The organism is Thermoactinomyces sp. CICC 10735 (genome assembly GCF_016055175.1).
Classification (GTDB): domain Bacteria; phylum Bacillota; class Bacilli; order Thermoactinomycetales; family Thermoactinomycetaceae; genus Thermoactinomyces; species Thermoactinomyces vulgaris.
Genome location: NZ_JAECVT010000004.1, coordinates 14,469 through 38,599 on the forward strand (window position 1 = coordinate 14,469; position 24,131 = coordinate 38,599).

General features: G+C 49.0%; 22 protein-coding genes and 1 pseudogene. 4 read left to right on the forward strand and 19 right to left on the reverse strand.

All coding sequences use genetic code 11. The annotated features are described in order from the left end of the window. Positions 1-45 precede the first annotated feature (45 nt). From fni to rraA, 9 genes and pseudogenes are all read right to left on the reverse strand, one after another. The gene (gene fni / locus I8U23_RS09025; protein ID WP_198050926.1) at positions 46-1,089 is read right to left on the reverse strand and encodes a type 2 isopentenyl-diphosphate Delta-isomerase; all 1,044 of its coding nucleotides are present in this window, start codon (positions 1,087-1,089) and stop codon (positions 46-48) included. 80 nt (positions 1,090-1,169) lie between these two features. Then, a complete protein-coding gene (locus I8U23_RS09030; protein ID WP_037993637.1) occupies positions 1,170-2,000 on the reverse strand; it encodes a YitT family protein in 831 nt (276 codons plus the stop codon). A gap of 133 nt (positions 2,001-2,133) precedes the next feature. Next, positions 2,134-3,879, reverse strand: a complete 1,746-nt coding sequence (locus I8U23_RS09035) for a B12-binding domain-containing radical SAM protein (RefSeq protein WP_198050927.1) — start codon at positions 3,877-3,879, stop codon at positions 2,134-2,136. A gap of 449 nt (positions 3,880-4,328) precedes the next feature. Next, positions 4,329-5,321: pseudogene (locus I8U23_RS09040) on the reverse strand (RNA-guided endonuclease TnpB family protein). Beyond that, positions 5,314-5,727 (reverse strand): GNAT family N-acetyltransferase, encoded by a 414-nt coding sequence (locus I8U23_RS09045; protein WP_037993642.1) that lies wholly within the window; start codon positions 5,725-5,727, stop codon positions 5,314-5,316. The pseudogene I8U23_RS09040 and the gene I8U23_RS09045 overlap by 8 nt, the downstream one beginning before the upstream one ends. Before the next feature lie 150 nt (positions 5,728-5,877). Continuing rightward, positions 5,878-6,876, reverse strand: a complete 999-nt coding sequence (locus I8U23_RS09050; RefSeq protein ID WP_198050928.1) for a protein-L-isoaspartate O-methyltransferase family protein — start codon at positions 6,874-6,876, stop codon at positions 5,878-5,880. Further along, complete coding sequence (locus tag I8U23_RS09055) at positions 6,836-7,048, reverse strand: hypothetical protein (RefSeq protein ID WP_165489699.1); 213 nt, start codon at positions 7,046-7,048, stop codon at positions 6,836-6,838. Before I8U23_RS09055 ends, I8U23_RS09050 begins: the two co-directional genes overlap by 41 nt. A 393-nt stretch (positions 7,049-7,441) precedes the next feature. Continuing rightward, positions 7,442-7,804, reverse strand: coding sequence for a DUF2178 domain-containing protein (locus I8U23_RS09060; protein WP_198050929.1), 363 nt, complete (start codon positions 7,802-7,804; stop codon positions 7,442-7,444). Positions 7,805-8,015: 211 nt separating this feature from the next. Then, a complete protein-coding gene (gene rraA / locus I8U23_RS09065) occupies positions 8,016-8,492 on the reverse strand; it encodes a ribonuclease E activity regulator RraA (RefSeq protein WP_037993650.1) in 477 nt (158 codons plus the stop codon). 141 nt (positions 8,493-8,633) lie between these two features. Between rraA and I8U23_RS09070 the strand changes: the two genes are divergently transcribed. Then, positions 8,634-9,224, forward strand: a complete 591-nt coding sequence (locus tag I8U23_RS09070) for a superoxide dismutase family protein (protein WP_198050930.1) — start codon at positions 8,634-8,636, stop codon at positions 9,222-9,224. 33 nt (positions 9,225-9,257) lie between these two features. Here the strand turns inward: I8U23_RS09070 and I8U23_RS09075 are convergent, their stop codons facing one another. The 3 genes from I8U23_RS09075 to I8U23_RS09085 all read right to left on the reverse strand — a co-directional run bounded on the left by I8U23_RS09075 (position 9,258) and on the right by I8U23_RS09085 (position 11,895). Further along, positions 9,258-10,262: an LLM class flavin-dependent oxidoreductase gene (locus tag I8U23_RS09075; protein WP_198050931.1), complete on the reverse strand. Its 1,005-nt coding sequence runs from the start codon at positions 10,260-10,262 to the stop codon at positions 9,258-9,260. Between the two features lie 63 nt (positions 10,263-10,325). After that, positions 10,326-11,147 carry a hydroxyethylthiazole kinase gene (gene thiM / locus I8U23_RS09080; protein WP_082240577.1) on the reverse strand — a complete coding sequence of 274 codons (822 nt, stop codon included), beginning with the start codon at positions 11,145-11,147 and terminating at the stop codon, positions 10,326-10,328. Between the two features lie 157 nt (positions 11,148-11,304). Continuing rightward, positions 11,305-11,895 (reverse strand): class I SAM-dependent methyltransferase, encoded by a 591-nt coding sequence (locus I8U23_RS09085; RefSeq protein ID WP_340711964.1) that lies wholly within the window; start codon positions 11,893-11,895, stop codon positions 11,305-11,307. A gap of 224 nt (positions 11,896-12,119) precedes the next feature. Here I8U23_RS09085 and I8U23_RS09090 point away from each other — a divergent pair, with 224 nt between their 5' ends. Both I8U23_RS09090 and I8U23_RS09095 read left to right on the forward strand, forming a co-directional pair. After that, positions 12,120-12,965 (forward strand): DUF6612 family protein, encoded by an 846-nt coding sequence (locus I8U23_RS09090; RefSeq protein ID WP_049719864.1) that lies wholly within the window; start codon positions 12,120-12,122, stop codon positions 12,963-12,965. Positions 12,966-13,089: 124 nt separating this feature from the next. Then, the gene (locus I8U23_RS09095; RefSeq protein WP_062842924.1) at positions 13,090-13,824 is read left to right on the forward strand and encodes an arginase family protein; all 735 of its coding nucleotides are present in this window, start codon (positions 13,090-13,092) and stop codon (positions 13,822-13,824) included. Between the two features lie 289 nt (positions 13,825-14,113). Here I8U23_RS09095 and I8U23_RS09100 read toward each other — a convergent pair whose 3' ends face one another. Further along, complete coding sequence (locus I8U23_RS09100) at positions 14,114-15,550, reverse strand: sigma-54 interaction domain-containing protein (RefSeq protein ID WP_198050932.1); 1,437 nt, start codon at positions 15,548-15,550, stop codon at positions 14,114-14,116. Positions 15,551-15,814: 264 nt separating this feature from the next. Here I8U23_RS09100 and I8U23_RS09105 point away from each other — a divergent pair, with 264 nt between their 5' ends. Next, positions 15,815-17,017 (forward strand): ornithine--oxo-acid transaminase, encoded by a 1,203-nt coding sequence (locus I8U23_RS09105; RefSeq protein ID WP_037993658.1) that lies wholly within the window; start codon positions 15,815-15,817, stop codon positions 17,015-17,017. A gap of 58 nt (positions 17,018-17,075) precedes the next feature. Here I8U23_RS09105 and I8U23_RS09110 read toward each other — a convergent pair whose 3' ends face one another. The 6 genes from I8U23_RS09110 to I8U23_RS09135 form a co-directional block, all read right to left on the reverse strand. Further along, positions 17,076-18,761: a sigma-54 interaction domain-containing protein gene (locus tag I8U23_RS09110; RefSeq protein ID WP_138615056.1), complete on the reverse strand. Its 1,686-nt coding sequence runs from the start codon at positions 18,759-18,761 to the stop codon at positions 17,076-17,078. Between the two features lie 115 nt (positions 18,762-18,876). Continuing rightward, the gene (locus I8U23_RS09115) at positions 18,877-20,019 is read right to left on the reverse strand and encodes an acyl-CoA dehydrogenase family protein (RefSeq protein WP_037993792.1); all 1,143 of its coding nucleotides are present in this window, start codon (positions 20,017-20,019) and stop codon (positions 18,877-18,879) included. A gap of 18 nt (positions 20,020-20,037) precedes the next feature. Then, a complete protein-coding gene (locus tag I8U23_RS09120; protein WP_198051064.1) occupies positions 20,038-21,231 on the reverse strand; it encodes an acyl-CoA dehydrogenase family protein in 1,194 nt (397 codons plus the stop codon). Next, positions 21,231-22,856, reverse strand: coding sequence for a long-chain-fatty-acid--CoA ligase (locus tag I8U23_RS09125; protein ID WP_198050933.1), 1,626 nt, complete (start codon positions 22,854-22,856; stop codon positions 21,231-21,233). The genes I8U23_RS09120 and I8U23_RS09125 overlap by 1 nt, the downstream gene beginning before the upstream one ends. Before the next feature lie 22 nt (positions 22,857-22,878). Further along, the gene (locus I8U23_RS09130) at positions 22,879-23,358 is read right to left on the reverse strand and encodes a PaaI family thioesterase (RefSeq protein ID WP_138615058.1); all 480 of its coding nucleotides are present in this window, start codon (positions 23,356-23,358) and stop codon (positions 22,879-22,881) included. Continuing rightward, a complete protein-coding gene (locus I8U23_RS09135; protein WP_198050934.1) occupies positions 23,359-24,111 on the reverse strand; it encodes an SDR family NAD(P)-dependent oxidoreductase in 753 nt (250 codons plus the stop codon). Positions 24,112-24,131: the final 20 nt, after the last annotated feature.

Below are 24,131 nucleotides of genomic sequence, written 5' to 3' on the forward strand. Positions count from 1 at the left end.
ACCACCGGCCCGTTGTCAACCTGAACGGAAGCGATTACACCGCGATCACTGCCATGCATGAAATACCAGCCGGTCGGTCCGGGAAAGTTCCTTAACGGAACCGATGCCTGCTCCAAACATGGCGATTTTCATTTCCATCATCACCTGCCGGAGCCGGTCGATCAACATATCCTGCCGGTTATCGGCCGCATAGGGCAAAAGCGAACGTCCAAATCCGGCCAGATCTGCTCCCAACGCGATCGCCTTCGCGGCATCCACCCCGTTTTTCAATCCGCCGCTGGCAAGGATCGTTCCGGAAGGAGCCGCACTCCGCGCTTCGATCACACATTCCGCCGTCGGAATTCCCCAATTTTCAAAAGCTTGCGCCGCATTTTTCAACAAGGGGGTGGTCCGGTGTTTTTCCACCTGACTCCACGAAGTGCCTCCCGCTCCGGCCACATCCACAAACTGTACACCGCAATCAAACAGGGTTTTGACCAATTCGCCGTTGATTCCCCAACCCACTTCCTTGACACCGATGGGAAATGAAACGCGCCGGCACAGCTTTTCAATTTTCCGGAGGATGCCTTTGAAATTGACGTCCCCCTCCGGCTGAAACACTTCTTGCATCGAATTCAAGTGCAAAACCAGCGCATCGGCTTCCGCTGTCTCCACAAAACGGTAACATTCTTCTTCCCCGACCCCGTGATTCAATTGCACGGCTCCGATATTGGCAATCACCGGAATATCCGGGGCATGGCGCCGGACTTGAAAGGTGTGTTCCACCGGCGGCCGATCCAGAATCACACGCATTGATCCCAGCGCCATCGCCCACCCGCACTCCTGGGCCGCAATGGCCAACATGCGGTTAATCTCCCCCGTTTCTTCGGTCCCGCCGGTCATCGAACTGATGAAAAGCGGGGCCTTCAAAGGTTTCCCCAAAAAGGTACAGGAAAGATCAATTTCACGAAAATCCAGCTCCGGCAACGCCTGATGAACAAAGCGGTAATGTTCCAATCCGGTGGTCACTTGCCGGCTGGTCACATTTTCATTCAGCACGATTTCGATATGTTCGTTCTTTCGTTTCTGCACCCGAGACTTCGACTTCATAACGCAATCCTTTCCTCACAGGCAATTCCAACTATAGTTTAACGCAAGTCTTACTGGCTTCATGCAAAGTTCAACGTTTTTTAACCATTTTCTTCATTGAAATCCCGGTGGAAATATCCCATCACTTCCACGGTTTCCATGATATTGACAAACGCTTTGGGATCGTTTTCCATAATCACCCTTTTCACTTCCGCCAGTTGGTAGCGGGAAATAATCATGAACAAGACTTTCCGTTTTTCCCGGGTGTAGGCTCCCTCCCCGTCGACAATCGTGATTCCCCGCACCAATCTGGAAATCAGGCTTTTCCGGATTTCCTCACCTTTGCTAGTGATAATCATCAAGGTGACTTTCAAATGTTTGGTATGAATCATGTCAATCACTTTACCGGTGGCAAAAATGGACAACATGGTGTAAAGAGCCGTGTCCCAGTCAAACAGAAACCCTGAAACAAACACGATCACCGCATTCATGGTAAAGGTGAGCGTCCCCAAAGAAATCTCTTTTTTTCGGGTCAGCAAAAAGACAATGATATCCAATCCCCCGGTGGAACCGGATGAACGAAAGATAAATCCGGTGCCGATGCCGGCGAGCACACCCCCGAACAGCGAGGACAAGATCGGGTCGCTGGAAATCGGTTCAACAGGAATCAACCACAAAGCCACCGAAGTGACGACCACCGAAAGAATCGTATTGGTGATAAACTTTTTTCCCAGCTTCATGTATCCGAGCAGAAGCAAAGGAAGGTTCAAAGCAAAGTTGATGACCCCGGTGTTGATCGGCGTCAACAAACTGATAATCATGGCGATCCCGGAAACGCCGCTGCTTAAAATCTTATGCGGCAACAAAAACACATTCCATGCAAAGGCAATCAAGATGGAAGAAAGGACAATAATCACCATTCGCAAAACCATTTCGCATCACTTTCACTTTCTGTTTTCTGATATTCACAGCCATCTAGTATAACATCATCTTTCTCCGGAAGATATCCTATTCTTCGATTTTCCTGATAAAAATAAACCCTCTTCTCCAAAGAGGAGAAAGGGCTTAGTCATTGTCTGGATCCATGGTATAAATCTTCACCGGTTTACCCGGTTCATAATAAGCGATCATCAACTGTTTTTTCAAGAGGAATTCGCCGGTCTTAAGGTATCTTTTCAAATCAAACGGCACCGACTCGATCACCGCATGCTTGAACAACTGCCTTTCGCTCACCGGTTGCTCCCCGAAATCTCCCGAGACTTTCTCCGGTGATTTCAGCGCCATTTTCAAATAAGCGGCTTGTTCCTCCTTGCTCAGCGTCCAGTCCCACCACACTTTGCGCGGACGGTGACGATGATTGAGATAATAGTCATACTTCATCAACCCCAAAATCACATCCGGCTGTGAAGTGCCCCTGCTTTTCAGAAAGGAAACCAGACGCAAAAAGAGATCTTCCAACTGATGCCCGATTCGTTGCCATCCCTGCTCCTCCCAGTAGTCGCCAAACTCCTGGAAAAAGTCAAAGGCAGAAGGAAACTCGTGCTCAATCAAATAGTTCAAGGTGTGGTCCATGCGATGCGCATTCCAATACTTTTCCAACACATCCTCCACGCGCTTGATGCGGACAATGTCGGCAAAGGAAAGGTCCTTGTTGCCCAAGATCTCATAAGGTGCCCGCTCCATGTAAACATACTCATACTGATCAGCCTGGATGCGAAGTCCCGTTCCCCTCAACATTTTCAAAAAGCCCAGTTGCAATTCTTCCGGCCGCAGGGCAAATACATCATTAAATGTCTTTTTAAACGTGTCATAATCTTCATGGGGCAATCCGGCGATCAAATCCAGGTGCTGGGCAATCTTGCCGCTTTCTTTGATCATGTTCACCGTGCGCGACAGTTTGGAGAAGTTTTGTCTCCGTTTCACCGCCAAGTTGGTCGGGTCGTTCGTCGATTGAACCCCGATTTCAAAGCGGAAAATCCCCGGAGGCGCATTTTCCGTCAAAAATTGCAACACTTCCGGCCGCATGATATCTGCCGTGATCTCGAACTGGAACACACACCCTTGGTGATGGTCAATGAGAAACTGGAAAATCTCCAGCGCATAATCCCGCTTGATATTAAACGTCCGGTCGACAAATTTGATCAGCTTCGCCCCGTTTTCAATCAAGTACATAAGGTCCGCCTTCGTCCGCTCGATATCAAAATACCGGACCCCCACTTCAATGCTGGACAAACAAAACTGGCAATTGAACGGACATCCCCGGCTCGTCTCGAAATAAATCACCCGTTTGGACAAATCGGGCAGATCTTCCGGAAACCGGTGCGGAGTCGGGATCTCATTCAAGTCCAACTTGGGCCGCGGCGGATTGAGAATCACTTCTTCCCCTTGGCGGTAAGCCACGCCCAACACCTGATCATACCGCTCTTCTGCGCTGATCTCCTTCAGCAAGTGATGAAACGTCGCTTCCCCTTCCCCCATCACAATAAAATCCACTTGCGGCAACCGGTCCATCCATTCACGGGTGTCATACGACACTTCCGGACCGCCCAGCACAATCTTTGTCTGAGGCATGATCTTTTTTATCATATCCAAAATCGGGATGGTCTCTTCAATATTCCATATGTAACATGAAAAACCGATCACATCCGGCCGGCGTTGAAACAGATCCGAAACCACATTCATCGCCGGATCCTTGATCGTATACTCCGCGATCTCCACATCAAATTCCCGGCCGCTGTACGCTTTTAAATACCGCAACGCCAAAGATGTATGAATGTACTTTGCATTTAACGTCGCCAATACCACTTTCATCTTCATCAACCTCTTCTGAATTCATATTCTGTTTTCCATTTCATCTTCTCTATCCTAAACAGAATACCACAGAAACAGACAAAAAGCCCTCCCGCCGCGTTCCTTTCCCGCCAAACAAAAAAACCGCCAACCGGCTTGATGTCCGGAAGCGGATTGTATGACCAAACCCCGATTCTGCAAATCTTCCATTTTCTCAAATCAATGCCCTTTCCCCAAACAACCGGCCCATCCAGGGGGTTTTTCTATATCAATATACCGTTTTCGTCCAAGTCCAACAAATGATTCTCCCATATTGACACTCCACACGGCTGAAGCCGTGGGATTCTTGGGTCGTTAGCGTCCGTAGTCCATTTCCGTTTTGGACAACGCCCAAGTTCAGGGGTGTGTCATCACCCCGTCCCATGTGGTTAGAGTGTACCCACATGGGCGGCGTACCTGTTACCAGTACGCTAGGCTACTAACCCAGAATGGGCTTTAGCTATATTAATTGCTCCATTCAGATCAGCATGGCAGGTATAACCACACTTTTTGCATCTGAACTGGATGCCAATTCGATTCGCTTTTTCACGATGACCACATTTACAAGTTTGACTGGTGTAGTCCGGTTTAACTAATTCAAAGCAGATACCTACCATTTCTGCTTTGTACTTAATCATTTTCTGTAGCTGATAGAAAGCCCATGAATGAAGGTTTCTACCAGCTTCTTTTTTAGACTTTGCCCGATTTCAAATCTCCGTCAAATCTTCCATTCGAATGATACCAACACCGTTGGTAAATACGAAATCTACGATTTGACGGCTGATTTTATGGTTCTGATCTTTCATCCAACGAGACTCTTTATCTTTTGATTTTTTGATGGCGGAAAGTTTTTTCAGTTTACCTAGCTTTCTTCGTCTAGCCGCAAAAAGTCTACGAACAAAAGCAACTTGATTTCCTTTGAAGAATAATGATTTTGTTCCAACACTGGCGACAGCTATGTATCTCAGTCCCAGATCAACTCCCATGACTTTAGTTTCCGTTGTGCTACTTCAAAAGTGATTGGAATGGCGATATACCATTCCTTTTTTCCTGTATAGCTCGCTGGCACCCTGTTTGACGGTTCCGTTTAGGATTCTCTCTAACCATGCTTGCTGATAAGGACGGGCTACAACGGGTACACCGATCCGCTTTTCCAAAGTTGGAAAGGAAACCGTATAGAAGTCTCCAACCTTTTCCATCTTGAGGTTCTGATTGTTGAAGCAACACCATAGCTTTTTGAATGATTTCGCGTTTTGCTTTTTCTTTTTTGACTTGACTTCCCGAATCGTCTGGTTCACTACAGCAGACGGAAATTTCCCATGAGAAAACTCTTTGAAAATCTTACTGGTTGCTTTGCTCACCTCTGGGTGAACAAGTAGCCCGATATTCTTGGTTTGGTGTTTATACGGAGACGTATCAGACATATTTTGTTTTATCCCATATCATTCCTGGTGCGTCAGGACTGTGTTGAACAAAACCAAATCTTTCATAATAGCTGAACTTTCCTTTGGCACTAAATAGCATCACCAAAAGGATGTCATTTTCTTTACACTGATCTAAAAGCCTGCATAGAATACGGGTTCCGATCCCTTTTCCTTGATATTTTGAACTTACAATCAAGTCGCAGATCAGGGCTTGATAAACTCCATCAGATATCACTCTTCCAAATCCGACCAGCTCGTCTTCTTTGTAAGCTGAAACAGAATACCAGCTGTTTGATATTGCCTGAAATAAACGCTCTTTAGTAAATGGATGTTTCCATCCCGTCGTTTGGTACAGGTCAAAAAATTGCTTACTGTTTGGCAAATCATCTTTTAATGTAATTAACATTGTTAAATTCCCTCTCTTTACTAAATTCCGAATATAGTTATGACATCAATTATTTTTGTTAGATCATAAGGCTTTATGACTCCATGGAAAAAACAGTATTAATGTTTGGTTTACACGTTCAGAAGCACAAGAACGGCAAAATTGAATAGCCTAAATTTCCTTTGGTTCCGGTTCCTTTTTCAGTTCAACCCGGACTCGTTTCCCAACCACCCAGGCTTTGATCCGGCTGTAAGATGGACGTTTTTGTCGGTTCCACGATTCCCTCCAACGGATTAGAACATGTGCATGCCTTTCGTCCGTTGTGATCCATTGAGAATCCCGGAGGGAAAGCAATGCAAATCCTTCCGGACTGCTGTATCCGATATAGCTTCCATCCGATCGCTCTGCCGTTGTCAGACCATCGGGATTTACTGCCAGCAAGAATGCCCGAAGCTCGTCGCCAACTTCCGGAAAAGGAGGAGTTGTTGGATTGAGATAGAGGAATTGACAGACCCAGTCAGAATCAACCGGTCTTTCCATCCAAGAGGAACTGACCCACCACGGATTCTCTCCTTCTCCCGACCAATGGGCATGAATCCAAGGTCCGAAAAACTCTTCCGGTGTTCTTTCCGTCATGGCAATGTACGAACCCGGAATGACATTTTCCCCTTTCAGTTTCCCGTTTCTTTTGATCAGTCGAACCACAACATTGGTGTCCGCAATTGGAAGCACTTTAAATGGCGTTACCACCCAACCGCCTTCTTTCAATTGATGTTTCCACGCTTCAGGAAGAAGATCCGGGGTTGTCCAAGCCACAATCCGGTCATATGGGGAACCCGCTTCCCAACCGTTGCGCCCGTCCCGGGTTTCAAATTGCACCTGATGCAAATTTTGGTCTTCAAACATCCGGCGTGCACGTCGGGTGAGTTTCGGCTCAATATCCAAAGAGACAACCTTGCCGTCGGGCCCGGCAAGTAAGGCGATCAATGCCGTGCTGTACGCGGAACCCGTACCGATCTCCAGCACCCGCTGTCCTTTTTGGACATCCAATAATTCAAGACTGCCACGGATCGCGCCATCAGATGAAATCTGCGGGATCAGGCTCCCGTCCTCCTTGCGTATAAACTTTTCACGATTTACGCGCTGAAACACTTCCGGGATCGTCGGCATAATCTTCTTCTTCCTCCTTTTCACGTCCAAGATCAGGAAGAGCCTTTTCATTTATATTGTTAATATTATATATTTTTAATATAATTTTTGTATAAAATACAAAGGAGATTCCCATGATCAGTTTCGGAAAAAGGTTGTTGGCATTATTTTTTGCCACTTTGTTATTTGCCATATATTATATGTTTCTCGGTATCATCGATGATCCTGCTTTAGACAGTTCGACGGTTGAAACAATGTTCGTTTTCTCTTTTATATATGGCGGTTGCGGAATCTTTACTTACGGACTGGCAGTCTCTTATGTAACCGACCGGCTTTTGCATTCAGTTCAGAACCCGTGGAAACATGGAATCGCATTGCTGTCATATCTCTTCTTCGGTTTTATTGCTGACCAATGGATGTTTAAAGTAAATTTGCAAATGGAGGACAGCCCGAATTTTCTTCCTTTTTATTACTCAACGATCTCCGCTTTGCTGGTCTACATTTTCGTCAAACTGTTTGAATTTAAAGAACACAGGAAAAGAAAAGCCGATGGATTTCAGAATTGAACCAGAGGTATCTTTGCCACTCATTCATTCAAGCGGCTGTACACAAACAAACACAAGGGATAAGAAATCATAAAAATGGACAATGCAATCAAAACACCGGATTCGGTATCAATAAGATTCGCTCTTGAAGAAGCATACACAACCCCGACACTGATCAGACCGATTGCATAAGCCAAAAATCCACTCTTGCCTTTGATCAACTGAGTTCTTTCATCATTCTTTCTGATATCCAGATTAGAAAATACATAAAGAACAACAGACACCCCCAATGACAAGGGCAAAAGAGCATCCATCCCGTTGTTCATTGCTTTCAAAACACCTGAAAAGATAATGATGACAGCGCAAATTCCCAGCCAAAGACGATCGGATCGTTTCCCTTGCATGATTTCTCCCTCCTCTGAGACCATTTTTCCGCAATCAAAAACTGAAAGGAAGCCCCAAGGCAACCGGATCCTTTGTTTTTTGCGGTCAATCCTTCTGAAATGACAAGGAAGACATATTAAGTTTTTTCAATCACCTTGAGAATATTGAAGGAATATTCCGTATCATTTGACCCCCGGGATTTCTTTTCCGCCGGGGGTCGACGACCATTTTTCAGTCCAAGGTCAATGGCTTGTCCGAGAGCACAATGCCATCTTCATCGGCGTAAGCATACCAGCCTGGTTTCCAGTGAACGCCGGCGAAGGAGACGGTGATGTCCCGCTTGCCTTTTCCTTCTTTCTTGCTTTTGACGGGGCAGGTGCCTAGGGCCCGCACGCCGAGATCCATTTCATTGATTTCGGCTGAATCGCGAATGCAACCGTTGATGATGACGCCGGCCAGATTCCGTTCCACGGCGATCGTTGCCAGCCGGTCCCCCATCAATGCACAGCGGTTGGAACCTCCGCCGTCGACGACCAACACGGCGCCGGAGGGAACAGTTTGTAAAGCTTCTTTGACCAGCACATTGTCTTCAAACACTTTCACCGTATGAATCGGGCCGTTAAACCGCTTTTTCTTTCCAAAATTCAAAAAAATGTTTTCGCACACACCCAGTGACGAATAATGATCGCATAAATCCGCTGTTTTCACCACTTATCCTCCTTTCAGTTCTATTATATAAAAATATCCGATCCAAACGAGTCCCCTTCCCTTTCTTTCCCGGAAATCCTTGACAAATATATAAATTGTTTAAATAATGAGGGAAATTCAGCTTTCAGGAGGAATGCACCCATGCGCTTCTATTCTCTTTTTTCCATTTTTGTGTTGCTGATGGCGGGAAGCTTGGGATGTACCCCGAGCGAAGATGCCACGGCTCCCGGGGATCCTCATGCAACGGAAGAAAAAACACCGGAAGGAACCCCTCTGCGCAAAGCAGTGGCCAATCTGACCGACAGTGGGGGACATTCCGTGGGACAAGCGAGAATCACGGAAGATGAAAACGGCGTGCGAATTCATCTCACGGCAAATCACCTGGCTCCCGGCGAACATGGCTTCCATATCCATGAAACCGGCCAATGCGAAGCGCCGGATTTCGAATCGGCCGGCGGACATTTTAATCCGAAAGGCAAAAAACACGGAAAAGAAAACCCGGAAGGAGCCCATGCCGGGGATTTGGACAACATCACCGTGAATCCGGACGGAAAAGTGGATGTCACCTTGACTGTGGACGGCGTGACGCTGAATCCGGAAGCATCCCATTCGCTGCTGAAAAGCGGGGGAACCGCCCTGGTGATTCATGAAAAAGCCGATGACCTGAAGTCGGATCCTGCCGGAAATGCCGGGGACCGGATCGCTTGCGGTGTCATCGAAGAAACAAAATAACAGGCAGGGCGGTGAGTGCCCTGCCTTCTGTTTTCAGATCATGCCAAACGCTTCGGCGATCAACCGGTAAGATTTCAGCTTGGCTTCAAAGTCATGCATGATGGAAACCAGCATCACCTCATCGGCTTGATACGCTTCGCTCAGCCGGAGAATTTTTTCCTTGACATGAGCGGGATCGCCAACAACCACCCGTTTGCGGTTTTCTTTGATGCGGAACCGGTCAAACGCGTCATAGGGATAATTTAACGCCGTTTCCACGGAAGGAATCCCGCCCCGGGCTTCTCCTTTTTCGATCAAAAGCAGGGACAAATCGAGCGAGCTCGCCAGCTTTTCCGCTTCTTCCTCCGTTTCGCCGCACACCGCAAAAATGGAGACCATTGTCCGCGGTTTTTGGTTGATCCGGGAAGGTCGGAAATGCTCGCGGTAATAGCGGGTCACTTCTTCCCCGCCGGCTCCGTTGATAAACTGGGCAAACGAATAACCTGCCCCGTATTCGGCAGCCAGCGACGCACTGCCCCCGCTGGAGCCCAACAACCACAGTTCCGGAGCCGTTTCGATTTGCGGGGTGGCCAACAGGCCGGGGAACTTTTCATTTTCCTCCGCCAAATCATACAGATAAATGATCAGGTCTTTCAATTGCTCCGGATATGTGTCATGTCCCAACGTTTCCTTGCCTTCCTGCAGGGCGCGGGTCGCCAGCGGCATGCCACCCGGTGCTCTTCCCACCCCCAAGTCAATCCGGTTGGGATAAAGTGCCTCCAACACCTTGAAATTTTCTGCCACTTTATACGGGCTGTAGTGCGGAAGCATCACGCCTCCGGAACCGATCCGCATGCGGGAAGTTTTGGCCGCCAAATGGCTGATCAAAACTTCCGGGCTCGATCCGGCCAAGCTTTGGGTAAAGTGGTGTTCGGACACCCAAAAGCGATGATAACCCATTTTTTCGGTTTCTTGGGCAAACCGGGTCGTATCCGCCAAAGCTTCCACGGCATTTTTCCCCTCAGGGATCGGGGATTGGTCCAAAACACTTAATAACATAAACGGACATCCTTTCCATTGGTGGTTCATCTCCGGACGGAGACTGTTGCAGGGTGTGTTCTGCTACGGATTGACCTTTTGCACCCGGGCCATTGATTGCAAATCTTTGTCAGTAACCCAATGCAGTTGATCCAAAAAGGCCGTTTGGAAAGATCCGGGGCCCTTTTCTCCTGTTTCTTCAGCCGCCAATTCGCCTGCCACCCCATAGGCGGCGACACCGGTGACGACGGCCTGTAAATGGTTTGCCCCCACTGCGGTAAAGGCTCCCAATACAGAAGAAAGCAGGCAACCCGTGCCGGTTACTTTCATCAATAAAGGATGGCCGTTTTGCACCAAATAATGAGTGGATCCGTCCGTGATGAGATCTTCCTTGCCGGTCATTGCCACCACCGCTTTGAAGGATTTTGCACATGCGGCTGCATTTTCCACCAAACCGGCGGTTTCTTCCTCCTGCGCATCCACGCCTTTGGTCAATCCGGTCTGACCGGTCAATCCGGAAATCTCCCCGGCGTTTCCCCGGATCACCGAAACGTTTACTTCCGACAAAATTTTTTGCGCCATTTCCAGCCGGTAGGGGGTGCTGCCCACGCCAACGGGGTCAAAGATGACCGGAACCCCGTGCCGGTTGGCTGATTTGCCGGCAATGATCATGGCTTCCACCACGTCGGTTTGAAGCGTGCCGATATTTAAAACGAGCGCTTGCGAGAGCTTGGCCATGTCAGCCACCTCTTCCTTGGCATAAGCCATGACAGGGGACGCTCCCAATGCAAGCAACCCGTTAGCTGTAAATGCCGTCACCACCACGTTGGTGATATTGTGAATCAAGGGTTTTTGGCTGCGGATCCTGTTTAACAGATCTGCGTCGATCATTTCCATGCAACTCATCCCTTCATGAACAGACTATGTTTATTTTATCACGAAACCCTTGATTCCGTATCACCGGCTCACCATGACCGCCACCATACGCCCGCCCATTCGGGCACTTGCACCCAGCCGTTTTTTCTCACTTTGTCCGCCACTTCACCGCCAAAGAAAAAGCGTGTCAATTCTTCCGCTTCGTCCAGATCCCGGAATGTGTAATCAGTGCGGTTGACCGAATGGGAAAAACCGTATTCTTCTTCCAGAGCCCGGTAATACCGGCGTAAAAAATCCGGAGGATCCGGTTCTTCCGTGGCGGTTCCCATCGTTTCAAAAATGACGACGGTCCCCCCCCCGGTTTCAAGACACGCCGGATCTCCCCGATGATTTGGCTTAAATTTTTTCTCCATGTCGGATGATTGGAACTGGCCAGATAACAGATGCTCCATCCGGCCACCACCAAATCGGCTTGGTCATCTTCCATCGGAAGGCGGCGATGATCGGCCACCTGCACCTGCCAATGATCTAGGCCCTCCGCTTTCAGCTTTTCTGCCGTCACAGCCAGCATCCCGGCTGATTCATCCAAGGCCACGATACTGCGGGCAACTTTTGCCAGCGGCACGGTCAGCCTTCCGGTCCCGGCCTCTATGTCCACAATATCGGCTCCTTTTCCTGAATGGATTTTTTCAAGAAAAGGGATCACGCTTTTTTGTTTGGAAATCAACCGGTCATACATGGAAGCTTGTTCTTGATAAATCACGTCATGATCCGGCATCTTCATTCCCCTTTCTTCGCAAACGAACAATTGTTTGCAATTTTCGCCTTATCCGGGTAAAATAAAAAATGCGTCAATTTTTGCTTCTTTTTCCATCACGAAATATTTCATTTTATGGCAAATATTTTTTAAATTTTACGTTTCAGACATAATTATTATATCTAAAAAATTTAATTTATGCTAAAATATTACACGGATTACGGAAGCAAAGGAGTCAAAGTGTTATGCGAAGTTTGTGGAAATTATTTTCAGTCATGACCCTTTCGGGGGCCCTTCTCTTGACGGGTTGCGGCGGCAAAGAAAACGAAACGGCCGCAGATCAACCCAAACTCACTCCCACCCAAGTGATTGATAAATCCATGCAAACCATGGAAAAAGGCGGGCATACATACGATGTCAAAACGAATCAAACCATTACGGTAGCCTCCGGCGATGTGTCGCAAGCCATCAAAACCCGCAACACTTCCACCATTGATGTCACCATGAATCCGGTGGCCTTACACTTAAAAGGAAAAACCGAATCCAGCGGTGCGTCGGAAGAAATTGAGATGTTCCTTGCCGACAACGCCCTTTACAACAAAATCCCGCAAATGGGTTGGGTGAAAACCACCGTGGACACCTCCGCCATGGATGCCTCCCAGGATCCGATGTCAGGCATCAAACAGGTGGAGCAACTGTTTGAAAAATTGGGTGGAAATGCTCTTCCCGCCGGCGTTTCCTTAAATGAAGAAGGCAACCAATACGTTCTGTCCATTGATTTTACGGCCTTGAAACAAGACGGTCAAACCTTTGAGAGCATGATGAAAGATCAAGTCATCCGAGGCCTGCAAAGCTCGGGCTTCGACCCGTCCAAATTGCAAAATATGAAGTTTGAGAAATTGAATCAAAAGATTTATATCGACAAAAACAACTTCAAACAAACCAAGACCCTGCAAGAAATGCATATCCTGGTTACCAATGACCAAGATACCTTGAAACTGGAACAACAAATGGAAATGAATTTAAAAGGTGAGTACAACGGTAAAATCGAAGTGCCCGCTGATATAAAAAACAGCGCTAGACAAATTTAAAAAACCAACCGCTTTGCGGTTGGTTTTTTCGTCATTGATGTTTGGATCCCCGTCCGGAAGGGTATACAACTTTCACTTGGTTCTGTACTTCATTTCTTTTTTATTCAGAAAGGAAATGATATTGATGGAACTGAGAGAAGTCACGCTTTTAAATTTTGACAATACGTATCAGGAACAACCTCAACTTTCCCGTGTCGCCAATGAATGGATTGAACTTCAAGATATCCCCGGAACCAACCTCTATTGTTCCGGACAAGCATGGCAAAAGTTAACGGAACGGATTCCTGAAAAAACCGGCCGGGGCATCACCTTTATCGGGAACGGGAATCATCACTATGTCACCTATTTGTTTTTACAAAAATTCCGTCAACCGTTTACTCTTGTCCTTTTTGACAACCATACCGACAGCCAGCCGCTTACAGGAAGCAAGTTGCTTTCTTGTGGTTCCTGGGTCGCGGAAGCGCTCGGAAATTTGCCTTTTCTCCAAAAGGTTTTTTTGGTAGGGACCTGTTCAAAGTCCAAAGCGTTTCCGTCCCGGTTGAAAAACAAAATCGTTTTGTGGCTGAACCGGCAATGGGATCAACTCGTATCGGCCATTCCAACCGAGGATATCTATATCAGTATTGACAAAGATGTCCTGGACCGTGCCGACGCAATTACGAACTGGGACCAGGGAAACATGCGGTTGTCGGATTTGCTCGAGGCTCTTGGCCGCCTCATCCGCCGGAAAAAAGTACTCGGTGTGGATGTCTGTGGTGAACTTCCCGTTTCCCCGGCTGAAGTTTGGTCTCACCGCAACGAACTGAAACGAAATGAAACAGCCAATTTATCCATCCTTCAGCAAATCTTGTCCTCTTAAAGCTGAAAAGCGCCCGGACCATTGATGGCCGGGCGCTTTTTTTATTGATTCCTCATCATCCCCGCTCAAGCTGCTTTCTGCATTTTGGCCAACGGTTTCGGCAACGGCCAATCGGAAGGCGTGATCAGTGGTTGTTTCTTGTGGTCATGGGGACAAGTGGAATTCCATTTATTCCATCACTTTGGCGGTTCCTTCTTCACACGTGTCAATCACAATTTTTTTGTACTTGAAAAACCTTGCAACGATCAGGCAATGGCCCGTCTGACTGCAAGGTTTGGAATGGTTTTGTTTAACGCGTCTCTCCGGTTGCCAGATGGTACTTTTTCATCCGATACTGCAAACTCTGCCGGGAGATGCCAAGAGATTTTGCAGTCCGGGTGATATTCCCGTCATTTTCTTTCAAGGCTTCTTGAATCAGCCTTTTTTCCGCCTCTTCCATTTTTTCCTGCAAGGTTTGGCCGCGGAACCATTCCGGAATCCAACCGGTGGATTGTGTCGGAACCGATCCGGCCGCGCCGGAGTCATGCTCGTATTTTTTTCTCAACCGCAACGGAAGATGGCAAACATCCATCACCGCTTCATCCACAATCCGGTTCATCGCTCCTTCAATCACATGTTCCAATTCCCGCACATTTCCCGGCCAGTCATGCTGAACAAAAATCTTCCAGGCTTCCGGGCTGACCGCCTGGACATTTAAATGGAACCATTTATTGTATTTGTCGATAAAATGATGTGCCAACGGTTCCAGGTCTTCTTTGCGTTCACGCAAGGGCGGAATGTACAGCGTCACCACACTGAGGCGATAATACAGGTCTTTTCGCAACCGGTTGCGGTGCACCGCATCGACCGGATCTTCATTGATGGTGGCAAGAATGCGCACATCCACCTTTTTATCCCGGGTATCCCCGACCCTGCGGATGGTTTTTTCCTGTATGGCCCGGAGCAATTTGGCTTGCACCAAAGGATTCAACGCATGGATCTCATCCAGCAGCAGGGTTCCGCCATCGGCCTGTTCAAACAAGCCCGGCTGATCCACCGCTCCGGTAAACGCTCCTTTTTTGGTGCCAAACAGAATGCTTTCCGCCAGGCTGTGCGGGATCGCCGCGCAATTTTGCGCAATGAACGGCCCTTTCATGCGGGGACTGCCATTGTGGATGCTTTGCGCAAACAGTTCCTTTCCGGTTCCGGTTTCCCCCGCCAACAGCACCGAAGAAGAAGTGCGGGTCGCCCTTTGGGCTTCTTTGATGACAAAACGGATAGCTTCGCTTTGCCCGATAATTTGGTCAAACGTGTAAGTGGTGTTTTTGTTCCGCCACGCATTGTCTTTCATGACATGTTCCAGTTTGGTGATGTCTTTGGCCATTTCCACCGCCGCGATGATTTCACCGTCAACCCGGATCGGATACGTATCATTGATGGTGGTGATCTCTTTTCCTTTATTGTTGTAATACGTCTGTTTCACCCGCCGGGTTTCTTTTCCCGTCCGAACCGCTTCCAACAAGGTGCTTCCTTGATCACGGGAAAAGGAAAACACCTCCAAAACATTTTTATGGAGAACATCTTCACGCTTCATCGATTCGATTTCCGCCATTTTTTGATTGTAAATGATGGTCTTTCCGCTGCGGTCGATCATATGAATGCCGATCTCCACATCATCGATCAATTGCTTAAAAATTGCATCCATCTGCCTGGGAGACAGACCCTTCTTTCCTTGCGAACTGTTCATCTTCCTTGCCTCCCGCATCCGTCGGTCATGGAGTATATACTTTGATTATAAACGGATTTTCGCCGATGCAAAATATCTTGGCACATTTTTGGGTCAATACTTGTCATACGCAAAATTTATTTGCACCCGTTCTTACATAAAACCGCGCCATCCGGGCAACGAACTGACTGGCATGAAATTTGCTCTGTACTCTTACCGAACGGTTTTATCCCATCAAACTTTCCTCACCCATGAAAAATCAAGTTGAAAACTGGAGGGATCATCATGACCACGACAAACCGGTCCGGTCAAATCATTGACCAAACCAACCGCTATGGAGCACGCAACTATCATCCGCTTCCGGTCGTTGTCTCCGAAGCGGAAGGCGTTTGGGTGAAAGATCCGGATGGAAATAAATATTTGGATATGCTCAGTGCTTACTCCGCCGTCAACCAAGGACACCGGCACCCGAAAATCATTCAAGCTTTGAAAGAACAGGCAGACCGGGTCACCCTGACTTCCCGTGCGTTTCACAATGACCAACTGGGACCGTGGCTGGAAAAAATCTGCAAGCTGACGGGAAAAGACATGGCCCTGCCCATGAACACCGGAGCCGAAGCAGTGGAAACCGCCTTTAAAGCCGCCCGGAGATGGGCTTATGAGAAAAAAGGCGTGGAACCGGACAAAGCGGAAGTGATTGCCTGCACCGGAAACTTCCACGGACGGACCATGCTCGCCGTTTCGTTGTCTTCCGAAGCGGATTATCAGCGCGGTTTCGGCCCGATGTTGCCCGGAATCCGGCTTATCCCCTACGGCGACATCGATGCGTTAAAAGAAGCGATCCATGAAAACACGGCGGCCTTCCTGTTTGAACCGATCCAAGGAGAAGCCGGCATCAACATCCCGCCGGACGGATTTTTAAAGGAAGCGTATGAAGTCTGTAAAGCGCATCGTGTTTTATTTATGGCCGATGAGATCCAAACCGGGCTCGGGCGGACCGGCAAAATGTTTGCCTGCGATTGGGAAGGCGTGGTTCCGGATGTTTACATCCTCGGGAAAGCCTTGGGCGGCGGCGTGATGCCCATTTCTTGCGTGGTTGCCAACGAGGAGATTCTGGGGGTCTTTGAACCGGGTTCCCATGGTTCCACATTTGGCGGAAACCCTCTTGCCTGCGCCGTATCGATCGCTTCCCTTGATGTGATTACAGAGGAAAAATTGGCCGATCGTTCATTGGAACTCGGCGACTATTTCCAATCCAAATTAAAAGAAATTGACCATCCGGCGATCAAAGAAGTCCGGGGCAGAGGCCTTTTCATCGGTGTTGAACTGCATGAAGCGGCCCGTCCTTATTGTGAAAAATTAAAAGAAGAAGGATTGCTCTGCAAAGAAACCCATGAAAATGTGATTCGCTTCGCCCCACCGCTGGTGATCAAAAAAGAGGAGCTGGACTGGGCGATCGAAAAAATCAAATCGGTATTTGCCCGCTGATCATTTTTTCCAACACAAAAACTGCATGGAACCGGTTTTCTTCCATGCAGTTTTTTCATTATAAACGTTTCTTCCTGATGTTTTTGTTTTTGCTTCGGATCCCGTATTGGTACGCTTTGCGGATCGCGGTGGACTGGCTGATTTTCAGTGCTTTTGCCACTTCATAAGAACTGTTGTATTTCTGAAAGGCAGAAGAAATGATCTGCCGTTCCATCTGTTTCATGACCTTTTTCAATCCGCCGAGTTTTTCGGCATCCAAGTATTCGACAGCTTCCGCGAACTCATTTTGGGCCGTCCGCTTGCCACCGGATAAAAAAGGCAAATGTTCCGGAAGGATCACATCCGATGGCGTTGTCACCAGCAATCGTTCAATCAGATTGGCCAATTCCCGGATATTTCCCGGCCAATGATAGTTTTGCAACACCTGCATGGTTTCCCAGGCCATTTGCTTATGGGTTTGGTATTTGCGGTTATATTTCTCCATGTAAAAACGGATCATCGGCACAATATCCTGCGGCCGTTTCCTGAGCGGAGGAATCTCAATCGGCACCACGCACAAACGGTAATACAAATCTTCCCGGAATTTCCCCTCCGCCACCATTTTTCTCAAGTCACGATTGGTGGCGGCAATGATCCTTGTATTCACTTTGATCGTTTTCACCCCGCCCAGCCGGCGGTATTCCTGATCTTGCAAAACCCGGAGCAGTTTGACCTGCAACCGAACCGGCATTTCCCCGATCTCGTCCAAAAAAAGAGTTCCCTCATGGGCCAGTTCAAACAAACCGGCTTTCCCTTCTTTTTTCGCTCCCGTAAACGCTCCGGATTCATAACCGAAAAGCTCTGATTCCAAAAGTTCTTCCGGGATGGCCCCGCAATTGACTTTAATAAACGCACCTTTTTCATAGCGTTTGCTGTTTTTGTGAATCATGCGGGCAATCACTTCTTTCCCCACGCCGGATTCTCCGAGCAATAACACCGTCGTGTCGGTTTCGGCGACGCGTCCGGCCAGCTCCATCACTTGCTTCATCTCGGGGCTTTCAACAACCACCGGTTCATCGCCGGCGTGGAATTTGCGAAGCTGCGACAACTCTTCTTTCAGCCGGTTTAATTCGGAGATATCGCGGAGATTGGTCACCACCCGGATCACTTCACCTTCCTCATTAAACACCGGGCTTCCGGTCATCAACAACACTTTTCCCGTGGCCGTTTCCTGAACCATGGTGACCGGCTTTTTCTTTTTCATCACCTCAAAGGAAACCGATTTTTTCACAATCCCCCGTTTCTCCAGATAGCGCATATCCTTGCCGATATAATACTCCTTCGGGATGCCGGTCAACCGTTCGATCGCATCATTGGTTTTGCGGGTAATGCCGTTGGCATCCACAATATAAATGGCATCATAGGAATTTTGAATCGTGGCATCCAATTCATCCCGCACGGCTTTAGCTTCCTCCAATTGCTCTTCCATCTCTTTGAGTGCGGTCAGATTAACCACAACCAAGATGACCATCCCCTGGCAGGAATACAGATTCATTTGCAAATACCGCTCTTGGTGCTTGATGATCCAGCTGGCAGGCAAAGACGTTTTTTTCTCAAAAACCAATTGTTTTAAACCGGTTTGTCCGGTCCCCTCCAACCACCGCAAAATCTTTTTGTCCGTATACAAAGCTTTTCCCTCACGGTCAAAAACGGCGATTCCCGTTTCCAACTTCTTCATTTCTTGAATCTCCCCGACTTTTTCCATCTTGACGCCCCTTCCAAAAAAAGGTCATCTATTAATAATTATTTGTTAAATTTGAATATTCCTCCATAAAAAAGGCTTACCGTGCCGAACATCCGGCCGGTAAGCCCAAACGAATCTACTTCCCAAGCAGTTGGGACGCAATAATATTCTTTTGGATTTCATTGGTCCCTTCATAAATTTTGGTGATTCTCGCATCCCTGTAATACCGTTCCACAGCGGTTTCCTTCATGTAACCGGCGCCGCCGAAAATTTGCAGGGCACGATCCGCCACCCGGTTATAGGTCTCAGTGGCATAATACTTGGTCATGGCTGCTTCCTTGATCGCTTTTTCCCCGTTTTCCAATTTCTTTGCAACGTGGTAGTTGAATGCCCGCCCCACTTCGGTTTCCGTGGCCATCTCTGCCAGCATCCATTGCAACCCCTGGTTTTCGGCGATGGGCCTGCCGAATTGCACCCTTTGTTTCATATACTCCGTGGCCAACTCAATCAATTTTTGGCAGGAGCCGTAAGCCCGTGCCGCCAGGGTGCACCGCCCTTCCGTCAAAATTTTCAAGGCGGATACATAACCGTTTCCCACTTCGCCAATCACATTTTCCTCCGGCACCTCACAATCTTCAAAGAAGATTTGTGCCGTGTGCGAACCCCGGAGTCCCATTTTTTTGTCGACTGCTCCGATTTTCAAGCCGGGGAAACTTTTTTCCACCGCAAAAGCGGTAAAACCTCCCTTCACTCCTTTGCCGGGATCGGTCACCGCAATCACTGTGAAAAGATCGGCATCGGGACCATTGGTGATAAAATGTTTCATCCCGTTTAAGATCCACCGGTCTCCTTTTTTCTCCGCCCGGGTTTTGATGGACGCGGCATCCGATCCGGCTTCCGGTTCGGTCAAGGCAAAGGCGGCCAACTTGTTCCCGGCGGCCAGATCCGGCAAATATTTTTCTTTCAAATGCCGGCTGCCCAACCGGACAATGCCGGTACTGCCAATGCCGGTGTGGGCACCGATGATGGAAACAAATCCGTTATGGGTGCGCCCCAGATTTTCCAACACCAGGCATTTGCCTGTCACCCCGAGCCCCAATCCGCCGTATTCCTCGGGAATCCCCAGACCGAAAAGCCCCAACTGTTTGGCTTTTTCCAGCAAATGGCCGGGAACCTGATCCTCTTCCTCAATCCGGTTGGCATACGGCTCCACTTCATTCTCCACAAAATCCTTTACTGTTTTGGCAATCTGTCGCAATTCATCCGGAAAGGTGATCATGGGAACCATCTCTCCTCCTCAGTCTTCAAAAGGCCAAGCCGGCAAATTCCGGTTTAACGGCCGGTCCACCCGGTAACCAAGCGCATATTCCCCTTGCATGATGGTATGGATTTCACGGGTTCCTTCATAAATCACCGGCGCTTTGGCATTGCGGAGATAACGTTCCACCGGATATTCATTGGAATAACCGTATGCCCCGTGAATTTGGACCGCATCATTGGCCGCCTCAAAAGCGGCGTCACAGGCAAACCACTTGGCCATCGAAGTTTCCCTTGTGTTCCGTTTTCCTTCGTTTTTCAACCATCCGGCCCGGTAGACCAGCAAGCGGGAAATGTCCAGGTTCCGGGACATTTTGGCGATCATTTGCTGGACCAATTGATGGCGGCCGATTTCCTTGCCAAAGGTTTTGCGTTCATGGCAGTACTTGACACTGGCTTCCAGACACGCCCGGATCAAACCGCAGGCTCCGGCGGCCACCGTGAAGCGTCCGTTGTCCAGGGCCGACATGGCAATCTTAAATCCTTCTCCCTCTTCCCCCACACGATTTTCCGCCGGAACCCGGACATCATCCAGAAACACTTCTCCGGTATTGCCGGCGCGAATTCCCAATTTTCCCTGAATGGCCCGGGCCGTGACGCCCTCAAAAGTGCGTTCCACGATAAAACAACTGATGCCCTTGTGTTTTTTTGAAGGATCCGTTTTGGCAAAAATCAGAAAATGATCCGCCACATCGCATAAGGAAATCCATGTCTTTTGCCCGTTCAACCGGTAAACATCCCCGTCTCTCACGGCCGTCGTGGAAATTGCCGCCACATCGGATCCGGCATCCGGCTCGGTGAGACCGAAAGCGCCGATCTTCCCGCCACGGGCTTGGGGCGTCAAATACTTTTCTTTTTGCTCCTCATTGCCCCATTGCAACAGCGTCAGGCTGTTTAAGCCGGTGTGAACCGAAACCGCGGTGCGAAAAGCAATGTCCCCCCGTTCCAACTCTTCACACACGATGGCCAGCGTATTGTAATCCATTCCGGCACCGCCGTACTTTTCCGGGATGCATACCCCCATGAGTTGCAATTCAGCCAGCCGTTGCAAAATCTTTGGCTCAAAATGCCCTTCGGCATCCCACTTCCGGATATACGGCCGGATTTCCCGGTCCACAAAGCGCCGGACCAAATCGGCAACCGCCTTTTGTTCCGCGGACAAAGCAAAGTTCATCACGGGTTGTCCCCTCCTTTTTTCGCTTCATCCCTCAAAACCCGGCGTAATATTTTCCCGACGGCATTTTTGGGAAGGGAGGAACGGATTTCAAACTGTTTCGGCACTTTAAACGGTGCCAGATGCCCGCGGCAAAACGCTTCCAACTCTTGACTCGTTGCTTTGGCCCCCGGTTTGAACACCAAATACGCTTTAACCGTCTCGCCGCGGTACGGATCCGGCACCCCGACCACCGCCGCTTCCAGTACGGCCGGATGGGTGTACAACACTTCTTCCACTTCCCGCGGATAAATGTTGTATCCGCCGGCAATGATCAAATCTTTTTTCCGGTCCACGATGTAAAAATAGCCGTCTTCGTCCATGCGGGCGATATCCCCGGTATAAAGCCAGCCGTTCCGAAGGGTTTGTTTGGTTTCATCCGGCATGTTCCAATACCCTTTCATCACTTGCGGACCGCGGATCACAAGTTCCCCGGTTTCCCCGATCTTCACCGTCCGGGTTCCGGTTTCCAGATCCACAATTTTGGCTTCGGTTCCCGGAAGGGGAATGCCCACACTCCCCGGCTTTCTCTGCCCGGAACGCGGGTTGCTGTGCGTGGTGGGGGAGGCTTCCGACAAACCGTAACCTTCATACATCACGGCACCGGTCTTTTTCTCAAACGATTGAATCAATTCGACCGGCAGGGATGCCGATCCGCTGTTGATGATCCGGATGGCATCCACACCGTATTTTTCCGCTCCCGGATATGCGTTTAAAGCGACATACATCGTGGGCACCCCGGGAAAATAAGCGGGGCGGTGCTTTTGAATGGTTTTCAGCACTTCCAGCGGTTCGAACCGGGGCAGCAAAATCAGGGAACTGCCGAGAAAAAAGCCGAAATTCATGGCGCAAGTCATACCGTACACATGAAAGAGCGGGATCACGGTCAAAATTTTGTCCTGCTCCGTCAAGGGGTTTTCGCTGGCATGCGCATGAATTTGCTGGACGTTCGCCACCAGATTTTGATGGGTCAGCATGACGCCTTTCGAACGTCCCGTGGTTCCGCCGGTATATTGAAACACCGCCACGTCCCGCTCCGGTTCCACCGGTTCATCGGGAACCGGTGCCGACGCATGAAGAAACGCTGTCCAAGAAACTTCGTGGGACAGCGGATTTTCCAACCGGAACGAATCCGTTTCCACGATGATCACTTTTCTCAACCGGGAGAAAGAATTTATGTTTTGGACACGCGGATACAAATCCCCGGAAACAATCAACACGTCCGCTCCGGAATCGGTTAAAATGGCTTCCAACTCCCGCCGGGTATACATCGGGTTGATCTGAACCACGACCGCTCCCCTCCGCAGGACACCAAAAAAAGAAATCACATAAGGCGGACAGTTTGGCAACATGATCCCGACCCGGTCCCCTTTTTTCACCCCGCAGGCCCGCAAAGCTCCGGAAACCCGCTTGGACATGTCTTGTAACATTTTGTAGGAAATCTCCCGGTCATAAAAATAAACGGCGGTCCGGTCCGGGTGTCGTTCCACTGTGCGGTCAAACATTTGCGGCAGAGACAGCGTTTCGTATGCAAACGGTTGTCCTTTGGCATGACTCACCCCGCCCACCACGGTTACCTTGGCCACCAAAGTCTCCCCCTTTTTCGCATCAGATTTTCTGATCCAGGATGGCAAAAGAGGCGCTGGCGACGGCGACCAGCTGATCATCCCCGTCATAAATCCTGCACTCTGCCACCGCCGTCCGCTTGCCCAGATGCAACAACTCCGCCTGTGTTTTCAATCTCCCTTTGTGCACGGCACGGATGTAATTGATTTTCATTTCAGAAGTCACCGACATTTTCCCCGGCGGCAGCCGGGAGTAGACCAACGATCCCATCGTCGTATCCGCAATGTAGGCAATCACGCCGCCATGGACGGCTTGATTCAGGTTCCACAAAAACGGAGTCACTTCGGTTTCAAATTGAAGCGTTTTTTCGGATGTCCACTCCCCTTTGAACCCAATCATTTCATGAAGATGTGTCGAGACATTTTCCCGGACGTTTAAGATCGCCTGTTTCACCCGCTCAAGCAGCAGCTTTTCCATCCCGGTGCCGTTTTTTTGCACCTCTTCCCAAATGGACGGTTTCAATCAAACCCCACCCCGGACATAAAGCACTTGCCCTGTGATGAAACTGGCTTCATCCGACACCAGGAACAAGACCGCATTGGCCACGTCAATGGGTTTGCCTGTTCGCCCCAGCGGAATGGTTTGTGCTGCCGCTTTTTTAAAATCTTCAAAGGGAACCCCGATCCTTTCCGCCGTTTGCCGGGTCATGTCCGTTTCGATAAAACCGGGGGCCACGGCATTGACATTGATGTTAAATTTGCCAAGTTCAATGGCCAGCGTTTTGGTGAACCCTTGAATCCCCGCTTTTGCTGTCGAGTAATTCAATTGTCCCCGGTTGCCGAGCGCCGAAGTGGAACTGAAATTGACAATTTTCCCGTAGCGGTTTGGCACCATGAACCGTTGGGCCGCCCTGGATGCATAAAAGGTTCCTTTCAGATGCACATCCATGACGATATCCCAATCTTCGTCGGTCATTTTATGGACCAGATTATCGCGGATCACCCCGGCATTATTCACCAGGATGTCCAACCGGCCAAACGTGTCCACGGTTTTTTGCACCATGTCTTCCACTTCTTGCCGTTTCGTGATGTCGCAAGGGACCGCAATGGCTTCTCCTCCGGCTTCGCGAATTTTTTGCGCCGTTTCTTCACAGGTATCAGTATTCACATCCGTCACGGTGATCTTGGCTCCTTCTTCCGCCAGGCATATCGCCGTTGCAGCACCAATTCCTCTTCCCGATCCGGTGACAATCCCCACACGGTCTTTCAATCTCATATTTCATCCACTCCTTATTG

What these genes read in the sequence shown, in the direction of transcription:
- fni (WP_198050926.1), bottom strand. Translation starts at nt 1,089, where the DNA reads ATGAAGTCGAAGTCTCGGGTGCAGAAACGAAAGAACGAACATATCGAA.
- I8U23_RS09030 (WP_037993637.1), bottom strand. Translation starts at nt 2,000, where the DNA reads ATGGTTTTGCGAATGGTGATTATTGTCCTTTCTTCCATCTTGATTGCC.
- I8U23_RS09035 (WP_198050927.1), bottom strand. Translation starts at nt 3,879, where the DNA reads ATGAAAGTGGTATTGGCGACGTTAAATGCAAAGTACATTCATACATCT.
- I8U23_RS09045 (WP_037993642.1), bottom strand. Translation starts at nt 5,727, where the DNA reads ATGTTAATTACATTAAAAGATGATTTGCCAAACAGTAAGCAATTTTTT.
- I8U23_RS09050 (WP_198050928.1), bottom strand. Translation starts at nt 6,876, where the DNA reads ATGCCGACGATCCCGGAAGTGTTTCAGCGCGTAAATCGTGAAAAGTTT.
- I8U23_RS09055 (WP_165489699.1), bottom strand. Translation starts at nt 7,048, where the DNA reads ATGGCAAATAACAAAGTGGCAAAAAATAATGCCAACAACCTTTTTCCG.
- I8U23_RS09060 (WP_198050929.1), bottom strand. Translation starts at nt 7,804, where the DNA reads ATGCAAGGGAAACGATCCGATCGTCTTTGGCTGGGAATTTGCGCTGTC.
- I8U23_RS09070 (WP_198050930.1), top strand. Translation starts at nt 8,634, where the DNA reads ATGCGCTTCTATTCTCTTTTTTCCATTTTTGTGTTGCTGATGGCGGGA.
- I8U23_RS09075 (WP_198050931.1), bottom strand. Translation starts at nt 10,262, where the DNA reads ATGTTATTAAGTGTTTTGGACCAATCCCCGATCCCTGAGGGGAAAAAT.
- thiM (WP_082240577.1), bottom strand. Translation starts at nt 11,147, where the DNA reads ATGAGTTGCATGGAAATGATCGACGCAGATCTGTTAAACAGGATCCGC.
- I8U23_RS09085 (WP_340711964.1), bottom strand. Translation starts at nt 11,895, where the DNA reads ATGCCGGATCATGACGTGATTTATCAAGAACAAGCTTCCATGTATGAC.
- I8U23_RS09090 (WP_049719864.1), top strand. Translation starts at nt 12,120, where the DNA reads ATGCGAAGTTTGTGGAAATTATTTTCAGTCATGACCCTTTCGGGGGCC.
- I8U23_RS09095 (WP_062842924.1), top strand. Translation starts at nt 13,090, where the DNA reads ATGGAACTGAGAGAAGTCACGCTTTTAAATTTTGACAATACGTATCAG.
- I8U23_RS09100 (WP_198050932.1), bottom strand. Translation starts at nt 15,550, where the DNA reads ATGAACAGTTCGCAAGGAAAGAAGGGTCTGTCTCCCAGGCAGATGGAT.
- I8U23_RS09105 (WP_037993658.1), top strand. Translation starts at nt 15,815, where the DNA reads ATGACCACGACAAACCGGTCCGGTCAAATCATTGACCAAACCAACCGC.
- I8U23_RS09110 (WP_138615056.1), bottom strand. Translation starts at nt 18,761, where the DNA reads ATGGAAAAAGTCGGGGAGATTCAAGAAATGAAGAAGTTGGAAACGGGA.
- I8U23_RS09115 (WP_037993792.1), bottom strand. Translation starts at nt 20,019, where the DNA reads ATGATCACCTTTCCGGATGAATTGCGACAGATTGCCAAAACAGTAAAG.
- I8U23_RS09120 (WP_198051064.1), bottom strand. Translation starts at nt 21,231, where the DNA reads ATGAACTTTGCTTTGTCCGCGGAACAAAAGGCGGTTGCCGATTTGGTC.
- I8U23_RS09135 (WP_198050934.1), bottom strand. Translation starts at nt 24,111, where the DNA reads ATGAGATTGAAAGACCGTGTGGGGATTGTCACCGGATCGGGAAGAGGA.